This window comes from Niallia circulans (assembly GCF_007273535.1).
GTDB classification, from domain to species: Bacteria; Bacillota; Bacilli; order Bacillales; family Cytobacillaceae; genus Niallia; species Niallia circulans_B.
Map to the genome: position 1 here is coordinate 3,340,456 of NZ_RIBP01000004.1, position 21,334 is coordinate 3,361,789.

Genomic DNA, 21,334 nt, shown 5'->3' on the forward strand with positions numbered 1-21,334 from the left:
TGGAAGGAGAATAAGACACATGTCGATAACCACTTACAGGAATAATGTCAAAAGATCTAAAGAAAAATTAATTAATTTAAGAAAAAAATTAGTAAAAGAGCAAGACGCTGAAGGTAAGGCTACAAAGGAAGTTATTAGTATACAAAAGTCACTTAAAACAACTAAATCATCATCCACTATAAAAACTAAGTTAACCAAGCTAGATAGATTAAACACAACTATTCATAAAGCACGTGATGAACAAAGAAAAATTAATAAAAACATATCAGATGAAGAAAAACGTCTATTAAGATACGAAGAACAATTATTTAAAGAAGAACAAAGAGAGCTTAAAAAATCAATGTCTGAAATTAATAAATATAATCATGAAAGAGATAATTATCAAACAGAATTGTTCGAAGAATTAGATAGATATAAAAATGCTATCTCTCTCCATACAAAAGAATTACAAGAGAATACGTCAATAGAAGAACAATTTGACGTATTCATATCCCATGCTAGTGACGATAAAGAAGAATTTGTAAAGCCTCTTGCTGAATTGTTAGTAGAGTCTGGTCTATCTGTTTGGTATGACGAGTACAAACTTACTTGGGGCAAATCTAATAGACAAACTATAGATAACGGGTTAGCAAAATGTCGATTTGGCATTGTCGTTTTATCAGAATCATTTTTCAAAAAAGGATGGACTAATTACGAACTAAATGGCTTAGTGACAAGAATGGTAACTGAAGGAAGAGACTTAATATTACCTATCTGGCATCGAGTCGGATTTGACGAAGTAAAGGAGTATAGTTCTTCTTTAGCTGATATATCCGCACTTAGAACTGATAATCTAAATATTGAAGAAATTAGAGATATATTAGTAGAAATGCTTGTTCCTGAATTTGAAGAAACATATATTGAACAAGAAGAAGTAAATAAATTAATTTAGTCATCCCTACTGGAAATTTTTAGCGTGTACCAGAATTAACCCTTGTTAAAAGAACTGCTCTTTTACTAGGGCTTTTTTTTACTTTACAAACAGAACATTTGTTCTTATTATAATAAAGTACCAATTTCTCTATTCATATGTTCCGCGAGACTCTTTAGCATTTTACTTATCAATTATTCAAGGTGGTGAAAAAATTGGCTAGTTTCAGAAAACGTGGTTCCACATGGGAATACAGAATAAGATTTACTGATCCACAAACTGGAAAAAGAAAAGAAAAAGTTAAAGCTGGTTTCAAAACAAAAAAAGAAGCCCAAATTGTTGCTGCTCAAATAGAGCAAGAAATTTTCCTAGGTAATAACCCTATTCTAAAAAAAAATGAATTTAGTGTGAAAGATTGGCTTGAAGAATGGTTAAAAATCTATGGCGGAATGTGCCATGAAAGTACTCTTATAGCAAGAAAAAATTATATTAACAAATCAATTATCCCTGAAATAGGATTCTACCAGCTGAACCAGTTAAAAAGAGTAGAATATCAGAAATTCATTAATCAATTAAGTGAAAGGTATGCTAAAAAGACAGTACAAACTATACATTCAATCTTTTGTACAGCTATTAATAAGGCAGTAGAGTTAGAATACATCCAGTTTAATAAATTTCAGAATATCCAGATACAAAAAGATCATAGTATTGAAAAGAGAAACTATCTAACTAGAGATGAAGTTAGTCGTTTTTTAATAACAGCAAAAAATTGCCCTAATCATCATTATCTAATTGCCTCCCTTCTTTTAAGAACTGGTATTAGGAAAGGTGAATTATTAGGGCTATTATGGGAAGATGTAAATTTGAAAGAAAAAACAATTAGCATCACTAAATCAAGGAGTAACTATGGGGTTAAGGAGCCTAAAACTCCCTCTAGTTATAGAACCATTTCAATCGATAATACCTTAGTGGAAGAAATCAAGGAGTATCAAACTTGGCAGGAAAAGAATAAAGAAAAACATGGTATTAATTACGTGCAAACTAATTATGTCATAACAACGTGGAATGGCACTCCAATGGGAACATTTGGAGTTAACAAAGTAATTAGCACAATTGTAGATAAAGCAAATTTACCGAAAATTAGCCCACATGGATTGCGCCATACCCATGCTATTATGATGTTAGAGAGTGGCAACGATATAAAAATAGTGAGTGACCGCCTTGGCCACTCATCCTTAAATATTACAACAGATGTCTACCTACATATTACGAAAAAACATGAAAAAGAAAGTATTTTACGACTTGAATCCTACCTTAAAGATTAAAATATGGGGGCAAATTGGGGGCAAATCAATATTCACCCCCGTAAAACCCCGCTACATCACGCGCTTAAACATCTTCTCCATCTCATAAGAAGAATAATGCACAATAATCGGACGGCCATGAGGGCATGTAAATGGGTCTGATGTGTGGCGCAGCTCTTCAAGCAAGCTTTCGATTTCGTCATTGCGAAGGTGGCGATTTGCTTTTATGGACCCTTTACAGCTCATCATGATGGCTGCTTCTTCACGCAGCAGCTTGATGTCGACCTTTTTCATTGATAGGACTTGTTCGATCATTTCTTCGATTGTTTCTGTTTCTTCGTCCTTTGGGAACCATTGTGGATGGGAGCGGACGAGATAGCTTTGTTGGCCGAATGGTTCAAGGAAGACGCCGACCTTTTCGAGCTCTGCTTTGTTTTCTTCGATTTTCATCCATTCGTCTAATGAATATTCCAGCGTTAACGGAATTAGCAGCTCCTGAAGCTCGTTATGAACCTCGCCGACCTTATCTCGGTAAAACTCATATTTAATTCGTTCCTGGGCGGCATGCTGGTCGATAATATACAAACCTCTTTCGTTTTGCGCGAAGATATACGTGCCATGCATTTGCCCAATTGGGTATAATGGCGGGACACGGTTTTCTGCGGCTACATCCTCGAGCACTTCCTCTTCCCATGTCTCCTCATTTTGTTCTGCTTCTGGCCCTGGCATTTGTGCGTAATTATCCGGACTATTGAAAATTTGAATAGCCGGCTCATTTCGTACAAACACTTCAGGCTCCTCTGTCACTGCAGGCACAGCTACGTCGTCAAATATCGGCGGCTCTTTCGTAAATGCTGGGAAAGCAAAGGACTGTGCCGTTTGTGATACCTCTTGTCTGGCTTCTTTCACTTGATCAAAGGATAGAAATGTTTGTTCATCCTTGGGTGCTTTTGCTTTTTCGCGGATAAAGCCAGCCGGAATCAATTCCTTCTTCTTGAAAGCTGCTTTTATGCTTTCACTCACCAATTCATTTAACTCCTGCTCCTTGCTGAAGCGAACCTCCATTTTAGATGGGTGAACATTGACATCGACAAGCATCGGGTCCATTTCCACATTTAAGAGCACGATCGGGAACCTGCCGATTGGCAGCAATGTGTGGTAGCCATCTTGAATACTGCGAACAAGCGAGTAGTTCTTTATGAACCTGCCATTAATCATTGTTGAGATATAATTGCGCGAGGCTCTTGTGATTTCCGGCAATGCCATGAATCCTGTTAAAGTAAAGTCCAATGATTTCCCTGTGATTGGAATCATTTTTTTGGCGATATTTAAGCCATAAATACTAGCTAAAACCTGTCTCACATCGCCATTTCCGTTCGTATGAAGGAGCTTTCTGTCATTATGGATGAGTCGAAAGCTGATTTCAGGATGTGATAATGCGAGCCTGTTGACAATGTCCGTTATATTGCCGAGCTCTGTATGAATGGACTTCATATATTTCAGCCGCGCAGGTGTATTAAAGAACAAATTGGACACAGTGATTTCTGTTCCTTTTCGGCTCGGGGCGCTTTCGTGTTTCTTTAAGTGTCCGCCTTCAAGTTCAACCGTTGTTCCCTTTTCACCAGTTGATGTAGTCAGCTGCACATGGGAGACAGAGGCGATACTTGGCAGTGCCTCGCCTCTAAATCCTAGTGTGCGGATACGAAACAGATCATTTTCGTCCTTAATCTTGCTTGTCGCATGACGAGAAAAGGCTGTGAGTACATCCTCCTCGTCAATTCCTGCACCGTTATCGAGAATACGTATGCTTTGCAGTCCCGCTTCCTCAATAAAAATTTCGATATTTGTGCTTTTCGCATCAATGCTGTTTTCTACTAATTCTTTAACAACAGAGGCTGGCCTTTCAACTACTTCTCCTGCAGCAATTTTATTGGAAAGTGCGTCATCCAGTTGAAATATCTTTGCCATTTTCCTCACCTCTTCTTTTATTTGCACTTAGTCATTTTTTATTTTTTTATGCAGCTCATACAGCGTATTTAAGGCTTGCATTGGTGTCATATCTAAAATGTCGATTGATTTAATCTTTTGCAGAATTTGTTTTTCCTTACCTGCCAATGGCTTAGCCGCTGGTGTTTTACCTTCATCAAAGAACGACAGCTGGGCATCTGACTCCACCTCGACAATCGGTGCGTTCTCCTTCACTATTGCTCTCTGCTTGGCCACGTGCTTGTGTTCCTCTTTTTGCTCAAGGGATGTAAGCAGCTCTTGTGCTCTGTCAATCAGTTCTTTAGGCAGCTCTGCCAATTGCGCAACATGAATTCCGTAACTTTTGTCTGCCGCGCCTTCTTTAATTTTATGAAGGAATACAACCTTGCCGTTTTGCTCCATTGCGCTGACATGGACGTTTTTAAGGCGGCCAAGCTCTTCATCTAAAACAGTCAGCTCGTGATAGTGGGTGGAGAATAATGTTTTCGCGCCAACAATGTCATGGATATGCTCAATAATTGCCTGAGCAAGGGCCATTCCATCATATGTGCTTGTCCCTCTTCCAATTTCATCAAACAAGATAAGACTGTCCTTTGTCGCATGAAGAAGGGCATTTCGTGCCTCCAGCATCTCTACCATAAAGGTGCTTTGTCCAGAAATCAAATCATCTGCCGCACCGATTCTTGTAAAGACCTGGTCGAAAATTGGCAAAGTTGCTTCCTCTGCCGGCACATAGCAGCCGATTTGAGCAAGGATGCTAGTTAGTGCGACCTGCCTCATATACGTACTTTTACCGGACATATTTGGACCAGTTATAAGCAGCAGCTCTCTATCTCTGTCCATTAAACAGCCATTGGCAACATAGCTTTGAGAGTTCATGACCTTTTCCACTACAGGATGGCGTCCATTTTGGATAGAAAGTATCCTTTCAGACGAAAAGGCTGGTTTAACATAACGGCGCTCCTCACTAACCGTTGCAAAGCACTGAAGCACATCAAGCGCACTGACTGTTTTGGCTAGAATCTGCAGTCTTGGAATAAAGTCTTTAACCGTTTCGCGAATGATGGTGAAAATATCATATTCTAACTCGACGATTTTTTCTTCTGCCTGCAGAATAAGGCTTTCCTTCTCCTTCAACTCAGGCGTAATATAGCGTTCAGCATTCGCTAATGTTTGCTTCCGTTCATATTGGCCTTCCTCAAGTAAATGAACATTTGCTCTTGTTACTTCAATATAGTAGCCAAATATACGGTTATAGCCAATTTTCAGCGATTTTATGCCTGTTTTTTCCCGTTCTTGTCTCTCAAGCTGAGCAATCCAGGTTTTTCCGTTACGGCTCGCATCACGGTACCTGTCCAGCTCTTCATTATAGCCGTCTAAGATGATATTGCCTTCCTTAACAGACAAAGGCGGATTTTCCACAATCGCAGTTTCAAGTAAGTCTGTCACCTCTTCACACGGATCCAATTCGAGTGCGAGTCTGCTTGCCTCATCTGTTCCAAGCTGTGCTATTAGCTCTTGGATTGCTGGAACTTGCTGCAGTGATTTTTTTAATTGCACAAGATCACGGGCATTGACGTTACCGAAAGCAACACGACCAGCAAGTCTTTCGAGGTCATACACTTCCTTCAGCTTTTCACGAAGATCCATTCTTTCAAAATAATGGCTTATCATCGTCTCAACCATATTTTGCCTTTCAGCAATTTTCTCCTTGTTTAACAGAGGACGGTCGATCCATTGCTTTAATAGCCTGCCTCCCATTGCTGTTTTTGTTTCATCTAACAGCCACAGTAAAGAGCCTTTTTTCCCTTTTGAGCGAATCGTCTCCGTCAGCTCTAAATTTCGTTTCGAGAAATAATCGATTTTCATAAAGTCATCAATGACATAAACAGCAACAGGCTGTAAATGATCAAGATTTCTTTTTTGCGTTCTGTAAAGGTAAGCAAACAATCTTCCTATAACAAGGCGCAGCTCTTCATCGAGCACATCTGCTAACAAGGCTGCATATTGCTCTAGCCCTTGCGCGTCCTTTTCATAGGAAACAGTCAATGCTGTCCGCTCCTGCAGACGCTTTTTGCTCTCTTCCGGGAAATCAGGGCTAATGATCACCTCTTTAGCTCCTGATAAAGACAGTTCATTCAAAGTGGATTCAAACCCGAGCGTTTTCGTTGCTTTGCATTCTCCTGTAGATAGGTCACTATAGGCAAATCCATATGAGTTGTTACCCAATATGGTAATTGTAGCAATATAGTTATTTTCCTTATCGGAAAGGTTTCTTCCTTCCATCATCGTTCCAGGGGTAATCAGCTGAACGACTTCTCTGCGGACAACTCCCTTTGCCTGCTTCGGGTCCTCTGTCTGTTCACAGATTGCCACCTTGTAGCCGCGCTCAACAAGCTGCTCAATATAGTTCTTCGCAGAATGGTGGGGAACACCGCACATCGGAATTCGTTCACTTCCCCCGCCTTCTCTGCTCGTTAGCGTGATTTCTAATTCCTGTGATGCTTTTATTGCATCATCAAAGAACATTTCGTAAAAATCGCCTAAACGAAAAAATAAAAAGGCATCCTGATAATCTGCCTTTACTTGTAAGTATTGTTGTATCATGGGCGTATACGTCGTCATAAAATCCTCCAAAAGCATAACTCATTTTCAATTTATTATTCTACCATTATAGCATAATGGACCAGTATGTATCAGGTGGTTCCTTCTGCCAGAAAAAAATGGTTTGCAGGCATCCGCAAACCATCTCCTATATGTGAAAAAATAAGAACTAGGATGTCACTCCTAGTTCTATTCTTCTTCAGATCCTACAAGGAAATCAGGATTCAAATCCTCAAACTCTTCATCCTCAACATCCAAGCCCCATACATCATCGCCATCGTGTTCTTTGTGCTCAGGGAATACTTCTACAACTATCTTTGTTTCCCCGATAACTTCCACTAGGAATTCTCTTTCAACATGGACGATGATTTTGTTGCCATTTGGTGAAATGACTGCTTCAATGCAGTTTGGCTGTTGAAGAACTCGTGCAATTACATCGTGATCATCAAGGCAATCAGGATCACGGTATTTCAATTTCACGGTATCTGTATATTCAACTCGTTCTGTCACGACTTCTGTTTGTGTGTTGTCGTTATAGGAATACCAAACGTTGATATCGTAGTAGCCGCAAATCTCTACTGTCTTTCCAATCTTTTCCGCTTCGTACGTATGGTTGATGATCCAGCACCCTAAAATGCTGGAAGGGCTGTTGTCTGGGCAGATCGTATGGTTGGATTTTGTAAATTTACGTCCTTTCGCAACGACTGCCTTTGTAATAATCTCTCTATATTCTCCCATTTTCGAGCGAAACCTCCTCATTCATTTTCATTTCATCCTATGCGGGATAGGAGACTAGTGTGCGATAATTTTTGAAGCATACAAATTAAAGCTTAAGCCTAATTCATTGTATGAAAATGACGGGCAAATGTGCCGAACTTAGCGAGATTTTCTAGACAAACAACATGAATTCTTCTTGAAGGCAATTAAGAACGATTTTAATCTTAGCCTGCTTGATAAACCGGCAATTTGTTTGCAGCAGCTTCTGGCACTCCTTCTTACAGGACTTGCGCTAACCGAATCATATCTCTACACTTAATGCCGTTTTCGATTATTTCGTCTTCATAATCTGCAAAAAAATCAAATTCCACCCCAACAATACGGAAACCGCATTTTTGATAAAAGGCAAGCTGGTCCACGCTCGAATTGCCTGTGCCAACCTCAATTTTCTTAAATCCCTCAAGCCTTGCCCTGCGAGTGGCATCCTTTACAAGCAGTTTCCCGATTCCTCTATTTTGCAGAGTGTCTTCCACTGCAATATTTACTAATTCTACTGTGCCTGGTTTTGTCGGCAGCAACACGTATACACCTTGTAATTTAGAATCATCCTCAGCAACATAACAATTCCCTCTTCTTAAGTAATCATTTATATGCTCATGCGAAGGATCTGCTGACAAAAGCAGCTTTATAGGTGCAGTTTCTCCTAAAAGTTTGCGTATTTTCATTTCCATGCTCTCCCTTTCCAAGTACTTATGTACTTTAATTTTAAAGGAACCTCGTGATATAAAGCCCAAAAGTTTTTTGGACTTCGAAAAATAGAAGCAATTCAAAAATCAAAGTTATTTAAATTAAATGTTTCGTACAATTATAAAGATTACATTCCCATTTGCTGTTAATTAACTTTAATGAGGTTAGTGATGTATTTTTAAGGGATTGTTCGTACACAGCTTTTGGTGTCAATTCAAGTATGATGGCATTTAGCAGAGCACCATGACTGACTATCAAGGTGTTTTGTTCGACGGGTGCGATCTTCTCCTGTAAAAAGGATTGTGTGCGTGCTTTAACACTTGCGCTGCTTTCAATACCTAAATCCTGCTCACGCCAGTTCCTTCCCCATCTTGCTATTCTTTCCGCTTCTGTCGTTCCTTCAATCAATCCGCCATTTGTTTCACGTAATCGTTCGTCTAATACTAATTTAATTTGCAGCTTGTTTGAGATAATTTCGGCTGTTTGCCTTGCTCGTGTTAAATCACTTGAATAAATAATTCCCCAATTGCCTGGACGAAGTCGTTCTGCAAGCAGCTTAGCGCCTTTAAGCCCTTCTTCGTCTAAAGGAATATCTGAGCTTCCTTGTGCTCTTCCCTCTTTATTCCAAGCCGTGCTTCCATGTCTTATTAAGCCTAATTCCATTTGCTTTTCCCCTTTTCCTTTTAAAATTCAGCAACTACATGGCTCACAATTTCAAGAGCCCGTAATATCATTCATTACTCTGCTTTTCAAAGCAGAGTAGACCAGTCTTATTCATTGCACCTTCCTTCCCTCCAAAATATTGTCTCCTTTAATTCGTCACAACGTTACATAACTCCTGTTAATCCCTCCAATAAAATGCCACATAAAAGGATAAAAATAGAAATATTTGTTCATTCTATACTTAGTAGAAAAAGGAGGAATTTATGTGGAACAAACACTTTATGACAAAGTAGGCGGAGAAGCTGCGATTGCAAAGGTAGTTGATTATTTTTACAATGAGTTGGTATTAAAGGATGAGTCAGTTAGTCATTTTTTTGAGCACACAAATATGGAAAAACAGCGTAGCCACCAAACAAAATTTATTAGTTTTGCATTAGGGGGGCCGAAGCAATATCCCGGTAAAGCCATGGCAAAAGCGCATGAGGGAATGAATATCCAGCCGGAGCATTTTCAGGCGATCGTTAAACACCTGCATGCAGCACTTGCACATGCAGGTGTTGGTGAACAGGATATCCAAACTGCCTTAGAGAAGGTCGGCACATTAAAGGATGATATTCTTTACAAATAAAAACACACAAGAAGGAACATTCCTTCTTGTGTGTTTTTATTATTTAGGTTTAGCCAAATCATCACGATTAACCGCATGTGGCGGTTCTTCCATCCAGCCATTTTCCATCATGATTTTGGCGCCGCTCGTAACGAACATCATGATGTTCATAAGGGACTTTGAGTACATCAGACCGATATCATGCCGGCCATTAACAGCAAGCGAATTTCCAAATGCTCTGATTTTCATGGAAAACATGTCCACTTTATGAAAGGTCATTAATTTATCAGAAAAAGGCGCAAATGTTGATGTTGTTACAAGATGGTCTAAAAATGCTGGTGATGGCAGGTTTTCCTTGTGAAGATGGTCCATATATCGTTCTAGGTTTCTATGCGTCAACTCTTTCCCTCTTACAAAGAGGCTTTTCACCTTTTCCTGCCTTGCCACCTGGCTAAAGCCTAAAATGAGTGCCTTACTCGTTACATTGTTTTCAATATTATCATAAAGATGGGCAATTTCCATTGCGTGCAACGGTCTGATCTTCCCAATGAAGCCGTTAAGAAAAGTCTCAGTTGCAAATTCCGGTCTTTCTGCTATCGGGATATACGGCGGCTTCATAATAAGGCCCTTTTTCATTTGGATGGATTTGATTTGTTCAATCAGGGCAATCGTTGCATCCATGCAATAAATGAAAAATTCCCTAACATCCTTACGATAGACGATTGGGATTGCAATTTGATATATGCTCAACCCGGCCTTTGCCGCATACTTTAGATAGTGAACATAGAATTGATCCTCGTATAATCTTGGTGCATTTATATTGACATCTTTTTCTGTAAAGCCGATTGGATGAGGAATATTCTCTTTGTCGAATATTCCTTTAGTAGTATCCAAAAATACCGTCGACAATTTTATGGCATCCTGCAGGAGTGCTTTAATTTCTTGATCCTCACAATGCTGCAAATAATACCTTAATATACATAAGGACATGCTGTTTCCCATATAAGTTGCCCACAGCTTTGCCATTTCGGTTGATGTTAGCCTTTCGCCAGAACTGGATTTATGTGCGCCTATTTTAATCGGTTTGATTGTATTCAAGGCATTTTCCTCCACGAATCATTTTGCTTATTTTTAACGTGAAGGATTTAGTTTATACAATGGAATAATCTAGCACAATAAAATTAAAGCAAACCTACCATTTGCAAACCGTGAACGATGCCGTCGTCTTCCACTGACTTTGTCACATATTTTGCAGCAGCCTTAATATGGTCCTCAGCATTGCCCATTGCCACACTATTATGGATAGCTGTCAGCATTTCCATATCATTTTCGCCATCACCAAATGCATATTGATTGCTTTTTGCAATGCCAAGCTTTTCGGTCATTTTTGCTATGCCTCTTGCCTTTGATCCACCCTTTGGAAGAACGTCGACAGACAACGGATGCCATCTGACAAAATCAAAATCCTCAAAAATTTGCTCATACTGCTTCTCTTCACCCTCTTGACAGAACAGAAGGGACTGGAAGAGGTCTCTGTCTTTATAGTAAAGCGGATCATGTGTTGGGAAGCGGCCGATTTTAAGTGTTTGGATGCTTTCTTGGATAAAAGCATGCTCCACAACATTTGCTTTCATATCCTCGTGGTCCATATATACAATAGGATGGTCATTAAGAAGCGCCGTTTCTGCCAGTCTTTCTAACGCAAGAATATTTAATGGATTTTTATAAATGACTTCTCCTTTGAAAACAACATATTGTCCGTTGTAGCTGACATAAGAATCAATCTCTAATTCCTTGCGCAAATCCTCATACATGAATGGCGCTCTGCCTGTTGCTATCGCTACTTCATGGCCGTTCTTCTTTAATTGAAAGACAGCTTCTTTCGCAGACTGTGGAAGTTGCTTTTCGTGTGTTAGTAAAGTTCCATCTATATCAAAAAAAATAATACTTTTCTCTTTCATTTCATTCCCTGCTTTCCATAAGTTGATTTTCCTGCTGCCAAACAAGTTGTTATTTCTTTATAAAAATAAGCCCTTTATTTTAACAGCTCTCATTTGAACTAAGTTTATGTTATGAAACGCATTTCAGGTCAATAATGAAATGCTTTATCATATGTAACCGAATTACTCTCCAATTAATTTTTTATTTTTTTCTAATGCTTTATACAAAAAATAGCAGGTTACGGAACATAATATTGCAAGCAATCCGATGAACCCATAACCAAATTTCAACCCAATAACAGCACTGTCTGCAGCACCAAACTTACTTGCGATAATTCTTGCAGCGTCAATTATGAGTCCTATCAAAAAGTTGCCGATAACGCTTGCGATTCCCATCAATGTAACAGTAAAGGTGATTGCTGTACCCGTCTTTTTCGGATAACGTTTTGCAAGCAACGCCATTATTGTTGGATAAACGATAGCAATACCTATGCCAGATATAGCATATAACAATGCACCCTTTTCACCAATTAGAATGGCCAAGAGCGTACAAATGCCTGAGAAGCCTGAAAATATCATGATTGATAAAGCAAAGCCGATTTTATCTGTTATAGGCCCAAGCAAAAGCCTCGCAAACATAAAGAATAGAAAAAACAATGACAGCATATTGGACGCCTTCTTCAAATCCCAATCATATGCCTGCACTAAAAAGTTTATGAGCCAGCCTCCTACCGCCATTTCTGACACAACTCCTAACGAAAGGACAGCGACAATTAGCCATGCAACCCGATCTTTCAACAGTGCTTTAAAGGAAGCGGTTTCTCCGTCTTCGTGTTCTTCTGCCGGAAACTTACTAAAAAGCGACGGGATAATTGGCAGTAAGGACAATGCTAAGAAAAGAACGTACATACCGCGCCAGCCAAGCGCTCCTGTTCCTACCTGCCAATCCATAACAGATGCAGCAAATATTGGAGCAACAGTGGAACTTAATCCATAAAAGAAATGGGAAATGTTAAGCATTGTACCTGTGTTTCTTGTGAAAATACGGGCTGCCATAATTCCAAGAGCGATTTCAAGCATGCCATTGCCTAAGTACAAGATGAAAAAGGAAACAGAAACTGTCTTAAATCCTGCTGATAAGTAAATGAATACACCTGACAATGCCATAATGACAAAGGCGGATGTTCCTGTCCATTTAACACCTATTTTATCAGACATCCAAGAGGTGTAGGAGCATGCTAGGAGATAACCAAATGAGTTTAACGCCAAAAGCAGCCCAATTTGTGTCTGGCTCGCAAGGAAGTCTGACTGAATAAGCGGGATAGCAGGTCCCTTAATATTTTCCGAAAATCCAAATATCAAAAAACCTCCGAATACAATGCTTATAAGCAAATATTGATTCCATTTCGTATTACTCTTCGTGCTTTGCACTATTGCATCTGCACCGCTATGTTTGTTTAAATTCCCCATAATTATTCCCTTTCGATATTTATCCAGGATTTGGTGTTACGAACAGCGTCTTTTCAAGGCAAACCGCTTCACTATTCGATTGATAGATGCCGTAGTTGGCGATACGCTGATAACCGTGTTTTTCATAAAAAGTGACGGCTGCTTGATTAACCTTTCGTGTTTCTACAAGAATGGAAGTAAAGCCTAAAGTTGCAGCTTTCTCCTCTAAAACAATAGGATACTTGATCCAATGCCAGCGTTACTATATTTCGCATACATTCTTTTCAGTTCTGCTGATTCCTGCGCATAAGGACGTAATTCGCCACAGCCGACTGCCACAATACTAGCAGTGCGAGCAACAGCAAACACAGATAAGGGTGACAGAAAATCTTCGACCGAAACGGAGGATGCACCACTGCTTCCCGTGATTCCTGCCAATACTTCTGACAGTTCATCATAAGCTGTTTTGGTTCCACCCCATTCGGATTTTCTTTCTTAACAGTTAATTCCATTTTTCCTCCTAACATATTGACGATGTATTTACTTTTGTTATATTAAGGAAGATTTCAATTCATAACTAGCACCCTCCATATAACGACGAAATTTCCTCCGATTATTAAATTCTTTATAAAGTCCACATATTCCTGCATTCGTCTTATAGAAGAAAACAGACTATTCTAACCTTATGTTTTTGGTAAAAGTACATAAAATTGTTGGATTTTTGCCTGTTAGCTGGCAATCATTATGGTAAACTATATTTTGCAATTCATATTCCTTTAATTGCTACAACTATTAGAAAAAGGAGAAGGAGAACAGACATGCATGAAAAATTAAAAACCATCCCCTCCCTTTCCTCCAATTCGATTTATATGGGATTATTACTAGCTATTGTGGGGGGATTCCTTGATGCTTACACCTTTGTCAGCAGAGATGGTGTGTTTGCTAATGCCCAAACAGGCAATATGGTGCTGCTCGCTGTTAAAGCAGCTAACGGTGAATGGAAAGGGGCACTTTTGTACATTCCTCCTCTTGTTGCATTCGTATTAGGGGTGCTTGTTTCTGAAATTGTGAAAATCCCGCATATACGGCATCTCGTCTACAGCTATCGCCGCTCCATCCTCATTTTAGAATTTTTCGTACTGTTAGTTATCGGCTTTTTGCCAATGAGCGTGCCAAATATGATTGTTACTGTCAGCATTGCATTCGTATCTTCATTGCAAATATCGACATTTAATAAAATTGATAAATGGGCATATAATTCAACCATTGCAACTGGTAATCTCAGGACAGCCACACAAGCTGCATATGCTGCCTTTGTCAGTCATGACAAAGAGGCAAAACGGCAGTTTATTGATTTCGGGGTAATTATAGGATCCTTTTTATTTGGTGCCTTGCTTGGAACATTTTCGACAACCTATATTGGAAAAACATCTATTTGGATTGCAGCAGCTATCCTTATTGTTGCTATTCTTTTATATCACCGTGATAAAGGCTACTATAGAAAAGCATCTCTGCAATAACAAGCTAAAAATAAAGCATTCTTTGCAAAAGGAAAAGCCCGCAGCTGTTAAACCGCGGGCTTTTCCTTTGTCTTGTTCCTACTCTTATAGCGTAAAGCCTAAATATAGTACAATAATAAGAGCGACGACAAACTGAATCCATAAAACGATTGTTTTCTTCCCTTTTTTTGTACGGATTAGAATCATCTCTAGTGAGGCAATTACCCACAATCCTACTAATGTTTTCAATGTGTGCATAACATCAAGACCTGTGTATGTTAGCATCGTTACACCAGTACCAATAATGGCTAAATACATAAGTCTTAATACCATATGCACGATTTTACTGCCCTTTTCCTTGCCACCTTTATACAAAAGTAATGAAATGACAAACAGGATAAGAGCCAACGCCCATGCTGTTATATGTATATGTCCCAATCTTTCCCCCTCCTTTCCCTCTCAAAATAGTAACATAGAATAAAAAAAAATATCCAATAAAACTATCATTTTCGACAAACCTAAGTTTCGCTTGACTGAAACCGCACTCAAACCTTACAAATCCACCATTAAACCACTTTTACATGGCCGTTTTTCTATCTTCCGAGTAACGAAACATCTCAGAAACTCTTGAAATTTTAATTTTAATCATTTAACATAGTGAACGTTGTTTATAAAAAAGCAAGAAGTTTAAACTGATACAATTTTTTCAGCCATTGTAAATGCCACCATGATGTTACACCATTTTCTAGTAATTCTAAACTTTTTATACTTTATGATTTATTGCCTTGTTATTTTCAAGTCAATATTTTTATCGTTTTCGAAATTGCAAGGACTAAAAAAACCTACAGACATTTCATTTTAAAAGTTTAAATATGTGAATGAAAGGCATTCTAAAGACAGACAAACATGTGGTAACATCTGATGAGTTTTCATTTGGCTATAATTTTTTGAAAATTGCTATTCTATTTACGATTTCGCCAACTAAGATCGTGTAGAGGCATTTTCAAGCTATTAACTTTTATATTGATTTAAGTTTTGGAGGTTTTATTGTGTCAACTAAAGTACCATTTTCATTTATCGTTATTATTGGTCTCATGTTGTTTGCATTATTTTTTGGAGCCGGTAATCTTATCTTCCCAGCAATGCTCGGTCAATCAGCAGGCAGTGAAATCTGGTCTGCAAATGCAGGCTTCCTTGTAACAGGTGTAGGTTTGCCGCTTCTTGGTGTTATGGCCTTTGGATTTTCTGGCAAAGAGGATCTGCAATCATTAGCTAGCCGTGTGCATCCAATATTCGGTCTTGTTTTTACAACTGTTTTATATTTGGCAATTGGGCCATTATTTGCAATCCCGCGTACTGGAAATGTTTCCTTTGAAATCGGCGTTAAGCCATTTGTGTCAGAAAGTTCTGTCGGAATTGCACTATTAATTTTTACAGTTATCTTTTTTACTATCACTTGCTTCTTGTCACTGAACCCAGCGAAAATCGTTGATATTGTCGGCCGTTTTTTAACACCAATTAAATTGACGTTCATTGGCATTTTAGTTGTTGTTTCTGTGATTTTCCCAATCGGCAAATTCCAGGCACCATCAGAGAAGTATATGACTAACTCTTTCTTTAACGGTTTCCAAGAAGGATACTTAACAATGGATACACTCGCTTCCTTCGTATTCGGAATTATCATTATTAATGCTATTCGCGAAAAAGGAGCCAAAACAAAAGGACAAATTTTAAAAGTTTGCTTAATGGCAACATTAATTGCCGCTGTCATTCTTGCAGCTATTTATTCAGCTCTTTCCTATATGGGTGCATCAAGTGTAGAAAAGCTTGGACATTTGGATAATGGTGGAGAAGTATTATCGCGTGTTTCTGAATACTATTTCGGAACATACGGCGGAGTTTTATTAGGCTTAATGATTACTGTCGCTTGTTTAACTACAAGTGTTGGCTTAATAACAGCTTGTTCTTCTTATTTCCATAAGCTTTTCCCTGCTATCTCTTATAAAGCAATCGCTATAAGCTTATCAGTATTCAGTGCTATTATTGCAAACGTTGGACTTACTGAGTTGATAGCCATTTCTGTACCTGTTCTAACTATCATTTATCCTTTGGCAATCGTGCTGATTTTCTTAACATTCCTTCATCCCCTATTTAAGGGAAGACCTGGAGTATATCAAGTCAGTCTATTGTTTACCTTTATTATCAGCCTTGTGGACAGCCTCCAAGAAACAGCATTGAAGATTCCTGCTTTAGATTCCTTCTTCGCAAGCTTTCTTCCAATGTACGGCATTGGCTTAGGATGGATTGTCCCAGCAATTATTGGTGGATTAATTGGATACGTATTGAATTATAAGCAAAACAATGCTTTACACAATAATTAATAAATAAACTCGAATGTGGCTGACCTCGTTGTCAGCCACATTTTTTATGAAAAAACAAGCCTGTAATATGTTGCTGAATCGATGTATAGTACAATTTATTAAGAGGAAGGGACTGTTCATATTGTTTTATAAATTAACAAAAGAACAACAGGAAATGATGATTTCCGATATCCAAACATTTTTCTCCCAAGAAAGAGACGAGGAAATTTCCGAATTTGCGGCAGAACGAGTGCTTGATTTTTTCAAGGAAACAATTGCAGCCCATTTTTATAATATGGCAATTTCTGATACGAAGAAGCTAGTAGAAGAGCAATTTATGGCGATTGAGGATGAAATATTAACATTGGAAAAACCAATAAGGAAATGATAAACAAAGCAATGTATGTATAAGGAAAGTGTTTGAAAGCAAACCTTATTTGAAGAAGAAACTACTTTAAAGGGAGATTTCACTTCATGCGTAAAACATTGCTTGCAGTGCTGCTTGCTGCTTTTTTAGGTTAGGTACGATGATGACTGGCTGTAATGAAATTAATCCAGGCACAGATCAGCCTGGCGAGGATGAAGTCGGCGATAATGAAATTAATGATGAAGAATAAGGCATCGATAACAATCGATGCCTTCCAAAAATTGCAGATGTGCAAGCGTGCTTTATAAGCAAGCCTTAACTGCCGTTATTAGCATATTTCAGTTCATATCTCTTTTGTCTAGCAAGCCTGAAAGCTCCTCGATAATTGTGCCTCACTGTATTATTCCATCTGTACCCACAAGTTGAAGCACTTTTATTCATCACTACGGCAACCTCTTCAAAGGCAGCAATTGCTGTACTCCCCTCACGGATATGCCTCAATACTGTTTCAGCAAGCAAAGCATCTTGTTCTCTCGTAAATGTATCTGGCATTTTATCACCTTTGTTCGTCTTGATTAATCTTAATATCGACACGAAACAGTCTAGGTTTAGTGCCATTTTACATTTCTGCCTAAAACTTTTTATCATATGGCAAGGTAATTATGCCTTTAGCTTGGAAAGCTGGATTAATCGTTTTAGCTATTTTTTACCCATTGCCTGTAATCGAATATCGGTTGCTGGACAGGTGTCCAGTTTAGTATTCCTTCAAACGATTGTAGACTAGTAGACATTTATTGTTGCTTAGTACCATTCTCGAAATACTCTTCAAGTGTCCAGTCCTTATCCTGCATCACTTTTGCGGCATCTTTGCCAACATAACGATAGTGCCACGGTTCATATTCATATTGAGTGATGTCTACCTTATCTTTTGGATAGCGCAGGATAAATCCGTATTTATAGGCATTTGCCATTAACCATTTGCCTTCCTTATCCTCGCCAAATTCCTCTGTTAACAGGAAATTTTGCTTCTGTGAAGTGATATCCATCGCTAAGCCACTTTGATGTTCACTTGAGCCAGGAATCGCAACAGCCTGTTCTGCGTTTTCCTCTCCTACATTGGCTACCTCTTGCTTAAATACGGCAGCTTGTCGATCGTAAGAACGGTATCCTGATGATGCATAAAGAATAAGTCCCTCGTCTTTTGCTCCATTAAACATATCAGCTAATGCTTCTGCTGCTTCTTTTCTCATATGGCTTTTTTCGATATCCTCATCTCCAAAAGAAAATGCAACATCAGGTCTAACGAGATCCTTTGGTTCATAATCACTCGGCAAATAATATTCCTTGTTGACAAGTGCTAACATATTTTCTGGATTTTCAAGAACAAAATGCCCATCTTCTTTTTTTACTTTATTTTGGTTTTCTGTGGGGATTGTCCACTCTGTTTTTGGCGCCTCTTCCTTTTCAACAATATCCTGCTGTGAGACAGATTGATTTGAGTTTTCTTTTTGCTGACTATCTTGTTGGGTCGTGCTGCAGCCGCTCAACAATAATGCAATGGCTGACATTGTAATTACTTTCTTCATGTTTTCACCTTTCTCTTGTTGCTTTACAACTTATTTCTATTACCCACTTTTTTATAAAGGGAATATTATCATTATAAATTTGTTTGTACACAATACCATTACAAATGAATAACAAAACTAAAAAAACTAGATTACGCTTAAAAACTTGGATTGTGATAATTGGCATACTATCATAAATACAGCCCTTTTATGTAACAATAAAAGGACTAAACTTATTGGAGGTCATGCCACAATGCCTAAAGATTCAGGCAATATCCATGTTGAGACAGAGTCACATAAAGATGGCTCTAGAGAAGGCGTCATCGCAAATGCTAATGGTGATCAGATGGGAATAAAAACAGATGCTCGCACTAATAAGGCCAATCCTTTTCATGTTGACTCACTTAAAGCAGATGCAAATATGCAGCAATTTAGTAATACGCTAGATGATTCATTTCCGAAGAAATAGAAAACAGGATGCTCAGGCATCCTGTCTCTACCTTAATCCAAATCTTTCCTTTGCAATTGCTGAAAATTCTTCTGTGTTGATGTCTTGCTTGTGTTTTTTTCCGTCTATCCATTCTGTAAAGGAGTCTTGGGATAATACCATGCTTCCTTTATCTGTTAACATGCTAACGAGCGGACCTTTATTAAAGCGGGAATCGGGATGCTCGACAATTGTTTTTTGCATTTCGATCATATCCTTAACGTCATAAAATGCTACGGTTGATTGGAAGGCGTATCCTAGCGTCCATTCCTCACTTTTATCCTTCAGTTTCATAAAGAAGCAATAGTCTCCATACTCAGTCTCTTCTTGCTTTATTTGAAATTGTCCATTATCTGATTGGATAATTTCACCATCAAGCGGCACTGGTTTTAACGGCAGGTTTGCACCAAATCCAGAATCGACAATATAACGTCTCCCATTCTCTTCAAGCAAAATGGCAGCATGTGTGGCACCTGTTTTACTCCAAGTTTTATTTGCAGCATCATAAGTGATTCCTTTAATCATGGTTACTTGAAAACCGTTTTCAAGTAAAAACAAGTAGAGAAGTGGATTCAAATCAAAACAAAGACCACCTTCCTGTCGTCCAATAACCTTTTCCATTAAGTACTTTTCTGAAATAGCTTCTGTTCTTCCCTCAATAATGGCTGTATTTTCAAACGGTACCGTTTTAGCCATTCTTTCAAGAACAAGTTCTAAAGTTTGCAATGTAATAGCTTCATCAAGAGGAAAGCCAACCCGTTCGCGCAAGCGTTTATTGATTTGTTGCATATAATTACACCCTTTCTTCTAATGGCAGGTTTTCTCCTTGCAGTACAAGTACTGTCATGCCTTCCTCACTTCCAGATTCATGGCCTTCTCCTTTTTCCCAAAGAACACCTTCACCTGATTGGATCGTTTGTACTAGCTTATCAGGACCCTTTATCCAGCCTTTCCCTTCCATAACAATAAAGGCTTGAGAAACAGGGGCATTATGGTAACCAACAACTCCACCTGACTCTATATGGATAATCCCAATACTGACAGGTTCATCTGTTCTCATTATTTTTGTGTAATAAGCTGACATAGACTGATAATTGCCAATCTCTTTTCCTGCAAGCTTGTTAAATGAGATTATTTTCTTCATACACTTTCACCTCTTGTCCAGTCTATTATCGCATAGTTTATTTCAATCACGGTAACGGTCTGCTTAACCGATTATATTTAAGATTTTTGTTTATGTTTTTTATAGGCTAATGGAGTCATATGGATTTCCTTGCGAAATTTCTGGATAAAATAGCTAGTGCTGTTAAAACCGACTCTATAGCCGACCTCGGTTATATTCGCATCCTCTTCCTGAAGTAACAGCAGGCTCTTCTGTATGCGATAATGCTCCAAATAGCTGAAAGGAGACCTTTTCAAAATTCTTTTGAAATAGCGGCAGCATTCAGACCGGCTCAATTGACCTGCAGAAGCAATATCCTCAAGGCTTATCTTCTCCTCGTAGTGTTGATGAATCCAATTGAGCATTCGTTTCATTTTTTCATTCTTACTGGCCTCTGTTTTATTAAAAGCCGGCGGTATCCCATGCATCATAAAGCTTTTCCAAGCTTGAGCCAGCTCTGTACTTATATCAATTTCAAAAAAAGGCTGTTTTTCCATTAGCAAACGGTTGATTTTCAAAATCGACTCCAGAATGGTTCTTCCCCATTCCTTGTTGCCATCAATGGAGACATATGGAAGATTGCTCGCTTGTACATAGGGATACACAAACGTGGAAAACAGTTCTTGTGACAAAACAAAAGAAGGTGCTACATTCATGCATATATAGGAAGCAGCTTCTGTCTTTTCTTCCGCCATATGAAGCAAGCCGCTATTAATAAACAGTCCGTTACCTTCTAATAATTGAACTCTTTCCCCATTTACGTGAAATATAGCTTCCCCCTTTTTCATGTATACAAATTGCAGCTCATCATGCCAATGTAGGGGGATATGGCCATGAATATTTTGGTTAATTGTTGTTTCATAGCATGCTATTGGCAAAAGAACGGTAAGATGCTCTGTCAGCTCCCTTAAATTCTGATCAATGGAAAAATGACCTTTCATACTACCACCTCCATATTGTTATATTT

General features: G+C 38.6%; 22 protein-coding genes. 7 read left to right on the plus strand and 15 right to left on the minus strand.

Going from position 1 to position 21,334, the window contains the following annotated elements; all coding sequences use genetic code 11:
• Nucleotides 1-19: 19 nt before the first annotated feature.
• Both CEQ21_RS24565 and CEQ21_RS24570 read left to right on the plus strand, forming a co-directional pair.
• Nucleotides 20-931 carry a toll/interleukin-1 receptor domain-containing protein gene (locus CEQ21_RS24565; protein ID WP_185766811.1) on the plus strand — a complete coding sequence of 304 codons (912 nt, stop codon included), beginning with the start codon at nt 20-22 and terminating at the stop codon, nt 929-931.
• Between the two features lie 185 nt (nt 932-1,116).
• Nucleotides 1,117-2,235: a site-specific integrase gene (locus CEQ21_RS24570; protein WP_235907332.1), complete on the plus strand. Its 1,119-nt coding sequence runs from the start codon at nt 1,117-1,119 to the stop codon at nt 2,233-2,235.
• 51 nt (nt 2,236-2,286) lie between these two features.
• Here the strand turns inward: CEQ21_RS24570 and mutL are convergent, their stop codons facing one another.
• From mutL to CEQ21_RS24595, 5 genes are all read right to left on the minus strand, one after another.
• Complete coding sequence (mutL, locus tag CEQ21_RS24575; protein ID WP_185766813.1) at nt 2,287-4,182, minus strand: DNA mismatch repair endonuclease MutL; 1,896 nt, start codon at nt 4,180-4,182, stop codon at nt 2,287-2,289.
• A gap of 27 nt (nt 4,183-4,209) precedes the next feature.
• The gene (mutS, locus tag CEQ21_RS24580; protein ID WP_185766814.1) at nt 4,210-6,825 is read right to left on the minus strand and encodes a DNA mismatch repair protein MutS; all 2,616 of its coding nucleotides are present in this window, start codon (nt 6,823-6,825) and stop codon (nt 4,210-4,212) included.
• Nucleotides 6,826-6,993: 168 nt separating this feature from the next.
• A complete protein-coding gene (locus CEQ21_RS24585) occupies nt 6,994-7,542 on the minus strand; it encodes an outer spore coat protein CotE (RefSeq protein WP_127734284.1) in 549 nt (182 codons plus the stop codon).
• A gap of 257 nt (nt 7,543-7,799) precedes the next feature.
• Nucleotides 7,800-8,246 carry a GNAT family N-acetyltransferase gene (locus tag CEQ21_RS24590; protein WP_185766815.1) on the minus strand — a complete coding sequence of 149 codons (447 nt, stop codon included), beginning with the start codon at nt 8,244-8,246 and terminating at the stop codon, nt 7,800-7,802.
• A gap of 118 nt (nt 8,247-8,364) precedes the next feature.
• The gene (locus CEQ21_RS24595; protein ID WP_185766816.1) at nt 8,365-8,931 is read right to left on the minus strand and encodes a histidine phosphatase family protein; all 567 of its coding nucleotides are present in this window, start codon (nt 8,929-8,931) and stop codon (nt 8,365-8,367) included.
• Nucleotides 8,932-9,196: 265 nt separating this feature from the next.
• On the opposite strand from CEQ21_RS24595, the gene CEQ21_RS24600 reads away from it, so the two are divergent.
• Nucleotides 9,197-9,559 carry a group I truncated hemoglobin gene (locus CEQ21_RS24600; protein ID WP_185766817.1) on the plus strand — a complete coding sequence of 121 codons (363 nt, stop codon included), beginning with the start codon at nt 9,197-9,199 and terminating at the stop codon, nt 9,557-9,559.
• A gap of 39 nt (nt 9,560-9,598) precedes the next feature.
• Here the strand turns inward: CEQ21_RS24600 and CEQ21_RS24605 are convergent, their stop codons facing one another.
• The 4 genes from CEQ21_RS24605 to CEQ21_RS24620 form a co-directional block, all read right to left on the minus strand.
• Nucleotides 9,599-10,636: a DUF3231 family protein gene (locus CEQ21_RS24605; RefSeq protein WP_185766818.1), complete on the minus strand. Its 1,038-nt coding sequence runs from the start codon at nt 10,634-10,636 to the stop codon at nt 9,599-9,601.
• A gap of 83 nt (nt 10,637-10,719) precedes the next feature.
• Nucleotides 10,720-11,499 carry a Cof-type HAD-IIB family hydrolase gene (locus CEQ21_RS24610; protein ID WP_185766819.1) on the minus strand — a complete coding sequence of 260 codons (780 nt, stop codon included), beginning with the start codon at nt 11,497-11,499 and terminating at the stop codon, nt 10,720-10,722.
• Between the two features lie 162 nt (nt 11,500-11,661).
• The gene (locus CEQ21_RS24615) at nt 11,662-12,948 is read right to left on the minus strand and encodes an MFS transporter (RefSeq protein WP_185766820.1); all 1,287 of its coding nucleotides are present in this window, start codon (nt 12,946-12,948) and stop codon (nt 11,662-11,664) included.
• Between the two features lie 204 nt (nt 12,949-13,152).
• Nucleotides 13,153-13,365, minus strand: a complete 213-nt coding sequence (locus CEQ21_RS24620; RefSeq protein WP_185766821.1) for a hypothetical protein — start codon at nt 13,363-13,365, stop codon at nt 13,153-13,155.
• Nucleotides 13,366-13,745: 380 nt separating this feature from the next.
• Between CEQ21_RS24620 and CEQ21_RS24625 the strand changes: the two genes are divergently transcribed.
• Nucleotides 13,746-14,447 (plus strand): YoaK family protein, encoded by a 702-nt coding sequence (locus tag CEQ21_RS24625; RefSeq protein WP_185766822.1) that lies wholly within the window; start codon nt 13,746-13,748, stop codon nt 14,445-14,447.
• Nucleotides 14,448-14,531: 84 nt separating this feature from the next.
• On the opposite strand, the gene CEQ21_RS24630 is transcribed toward CEQ21_RS24625, so the two are convergent.
• Nucleotides 14,532-14,864 (minus strand): YisL family protein, encoded by a 333-nt coding sequence (locus CEQ21_RS24630; protein ID WP_185766823.1) that lies wholly within the window; start codon nt 14,862-14,864, stop codon nt 14,532-14,534.
• A gap of 611 nt (nt 14,865-15,475) precedes the next feature.
• Here CEQ21_RS24630 and brnQ point away from each other — a divergent pair.
• Together brnQ and CEQ21_RS24640 are read left to right on the plus strand one after the other, a co-directional pair.
• The gene (gene brnQ, locus CEQ21_RS24635; RefSeq protein ID WP_185766824.1) at nt 15,476-16,807 is read left to right on the plus strand and encodes a branched-chain amino acid transport system II carrier protein; all 1,332 of its coding nucleotides are present in this window, start codon (nt 15,476-15,478) and stop codon (nt 16,805-16,807) included.
• A 121-nt stretch (nt 16,808-16,928) separates the two neighbouring features.
• Complete coding sequence (locus CEQ21_RS24640) at nt 16,929-17,174, plus strand: DUF2164 domain-containing protein (protein ID WP_185766825.1); 246 nt, start codon at nt 16,929-16,931, stop codon at nt 17,172-17,174.
• Between the two features lie 294 nt (nt 17,175-17,468).
• Here CEQ21_RS24640 and CEQ21_RS24645 read toward each other — a convergent pair whose 3' ends face one another.
• Together CEQ21_RS24645 and CEQ21_RS24650 are read right to left on the minus strand one after the other, a co-directional pair.
• Nucleotides 17,469-17,705, minus strand: coding sequence for a hypothetical protein (locus CEQ21_RS24645; protein ID WP_185766826.1), 237 nt, complete (start codon nt 17,703-17,705; stop codon nt 17,469-17,471).
• 239 nt (nt 17,706-17,944) lie between these two features.
• A complete protein-coding gene (locus tag CEQ21_RS24650) occupies nt 17,945-18,739 on the minus strand; it encodes a D-alanyl-D-alanine carboxypeptidase family protein (protein WP_185766827.1) in 795 nt (264 codons plus the stop codon).
• A gap of 232 nt (nt 18,740-18,971) precedes the next feature.
• On the opposite strand from CEQ21_RS24650, the gene CEQ21_RS24655 reads away from it, so the two are divergent.
• The gene (locus CEQ21_RS24655) at nt 18,972-19,187 is read left to right on the plus strand and encodes a hypothetical protein (protein ID WP_185766828.1); all 216 of its coding nucleotides are present in this window, start codon (nt 18,972-18,974) and stop codon (nt 19,185-19,187) included.
• A gap of 27 nt (nt 19,188-19,214) precedes the next feature.
• Here the strand turns inward: CEQ21_RS24655 and CEQ21_RS24660 are convergent, their stop codons facing one another.
• The 3 genes from CEQ21_RS24660 to CEQ21_RS24670 form a co-directional block, all read right to left on the minus strand.
• Nucleotides 19,215-19,994: an arylamine N-acetyltransferase family protein gene (locus CEQ21_RS24660; protein ID WP_185766829.1), complete on the minus strand. Its 780-nt coding sequence runs from the start codon at nt 19,992-19,994 to the stop codon at nt 19,215-19,217.
• A 4-nt stretch (nt 19,995-19,998) separates the two neighbouring features.
• On the minus strand, nt 19,999-20,349 hold the full coding sequence (locus tag CEQ21_RS24665; protein ID WP_185766830.1) for a cupin domain-containing protein: 351 nt from the start codon (nt 20,347-20,349) through the stop codon (nt 19,999-20,001).
• 77 nt (nt 20,350-20,426) lie between these two features.
• Entirely contained in the window at nt 20,427-21,308 is an 882-nt protein-coding gene (locus CEQ21_RS24670; protein ID WP_185766831.1) for an AraC family transcriptional regulator, read from the minus strand.
• Between the last annotated feature and the right edge of the window lie 26 nt (nt 21,309-21,334).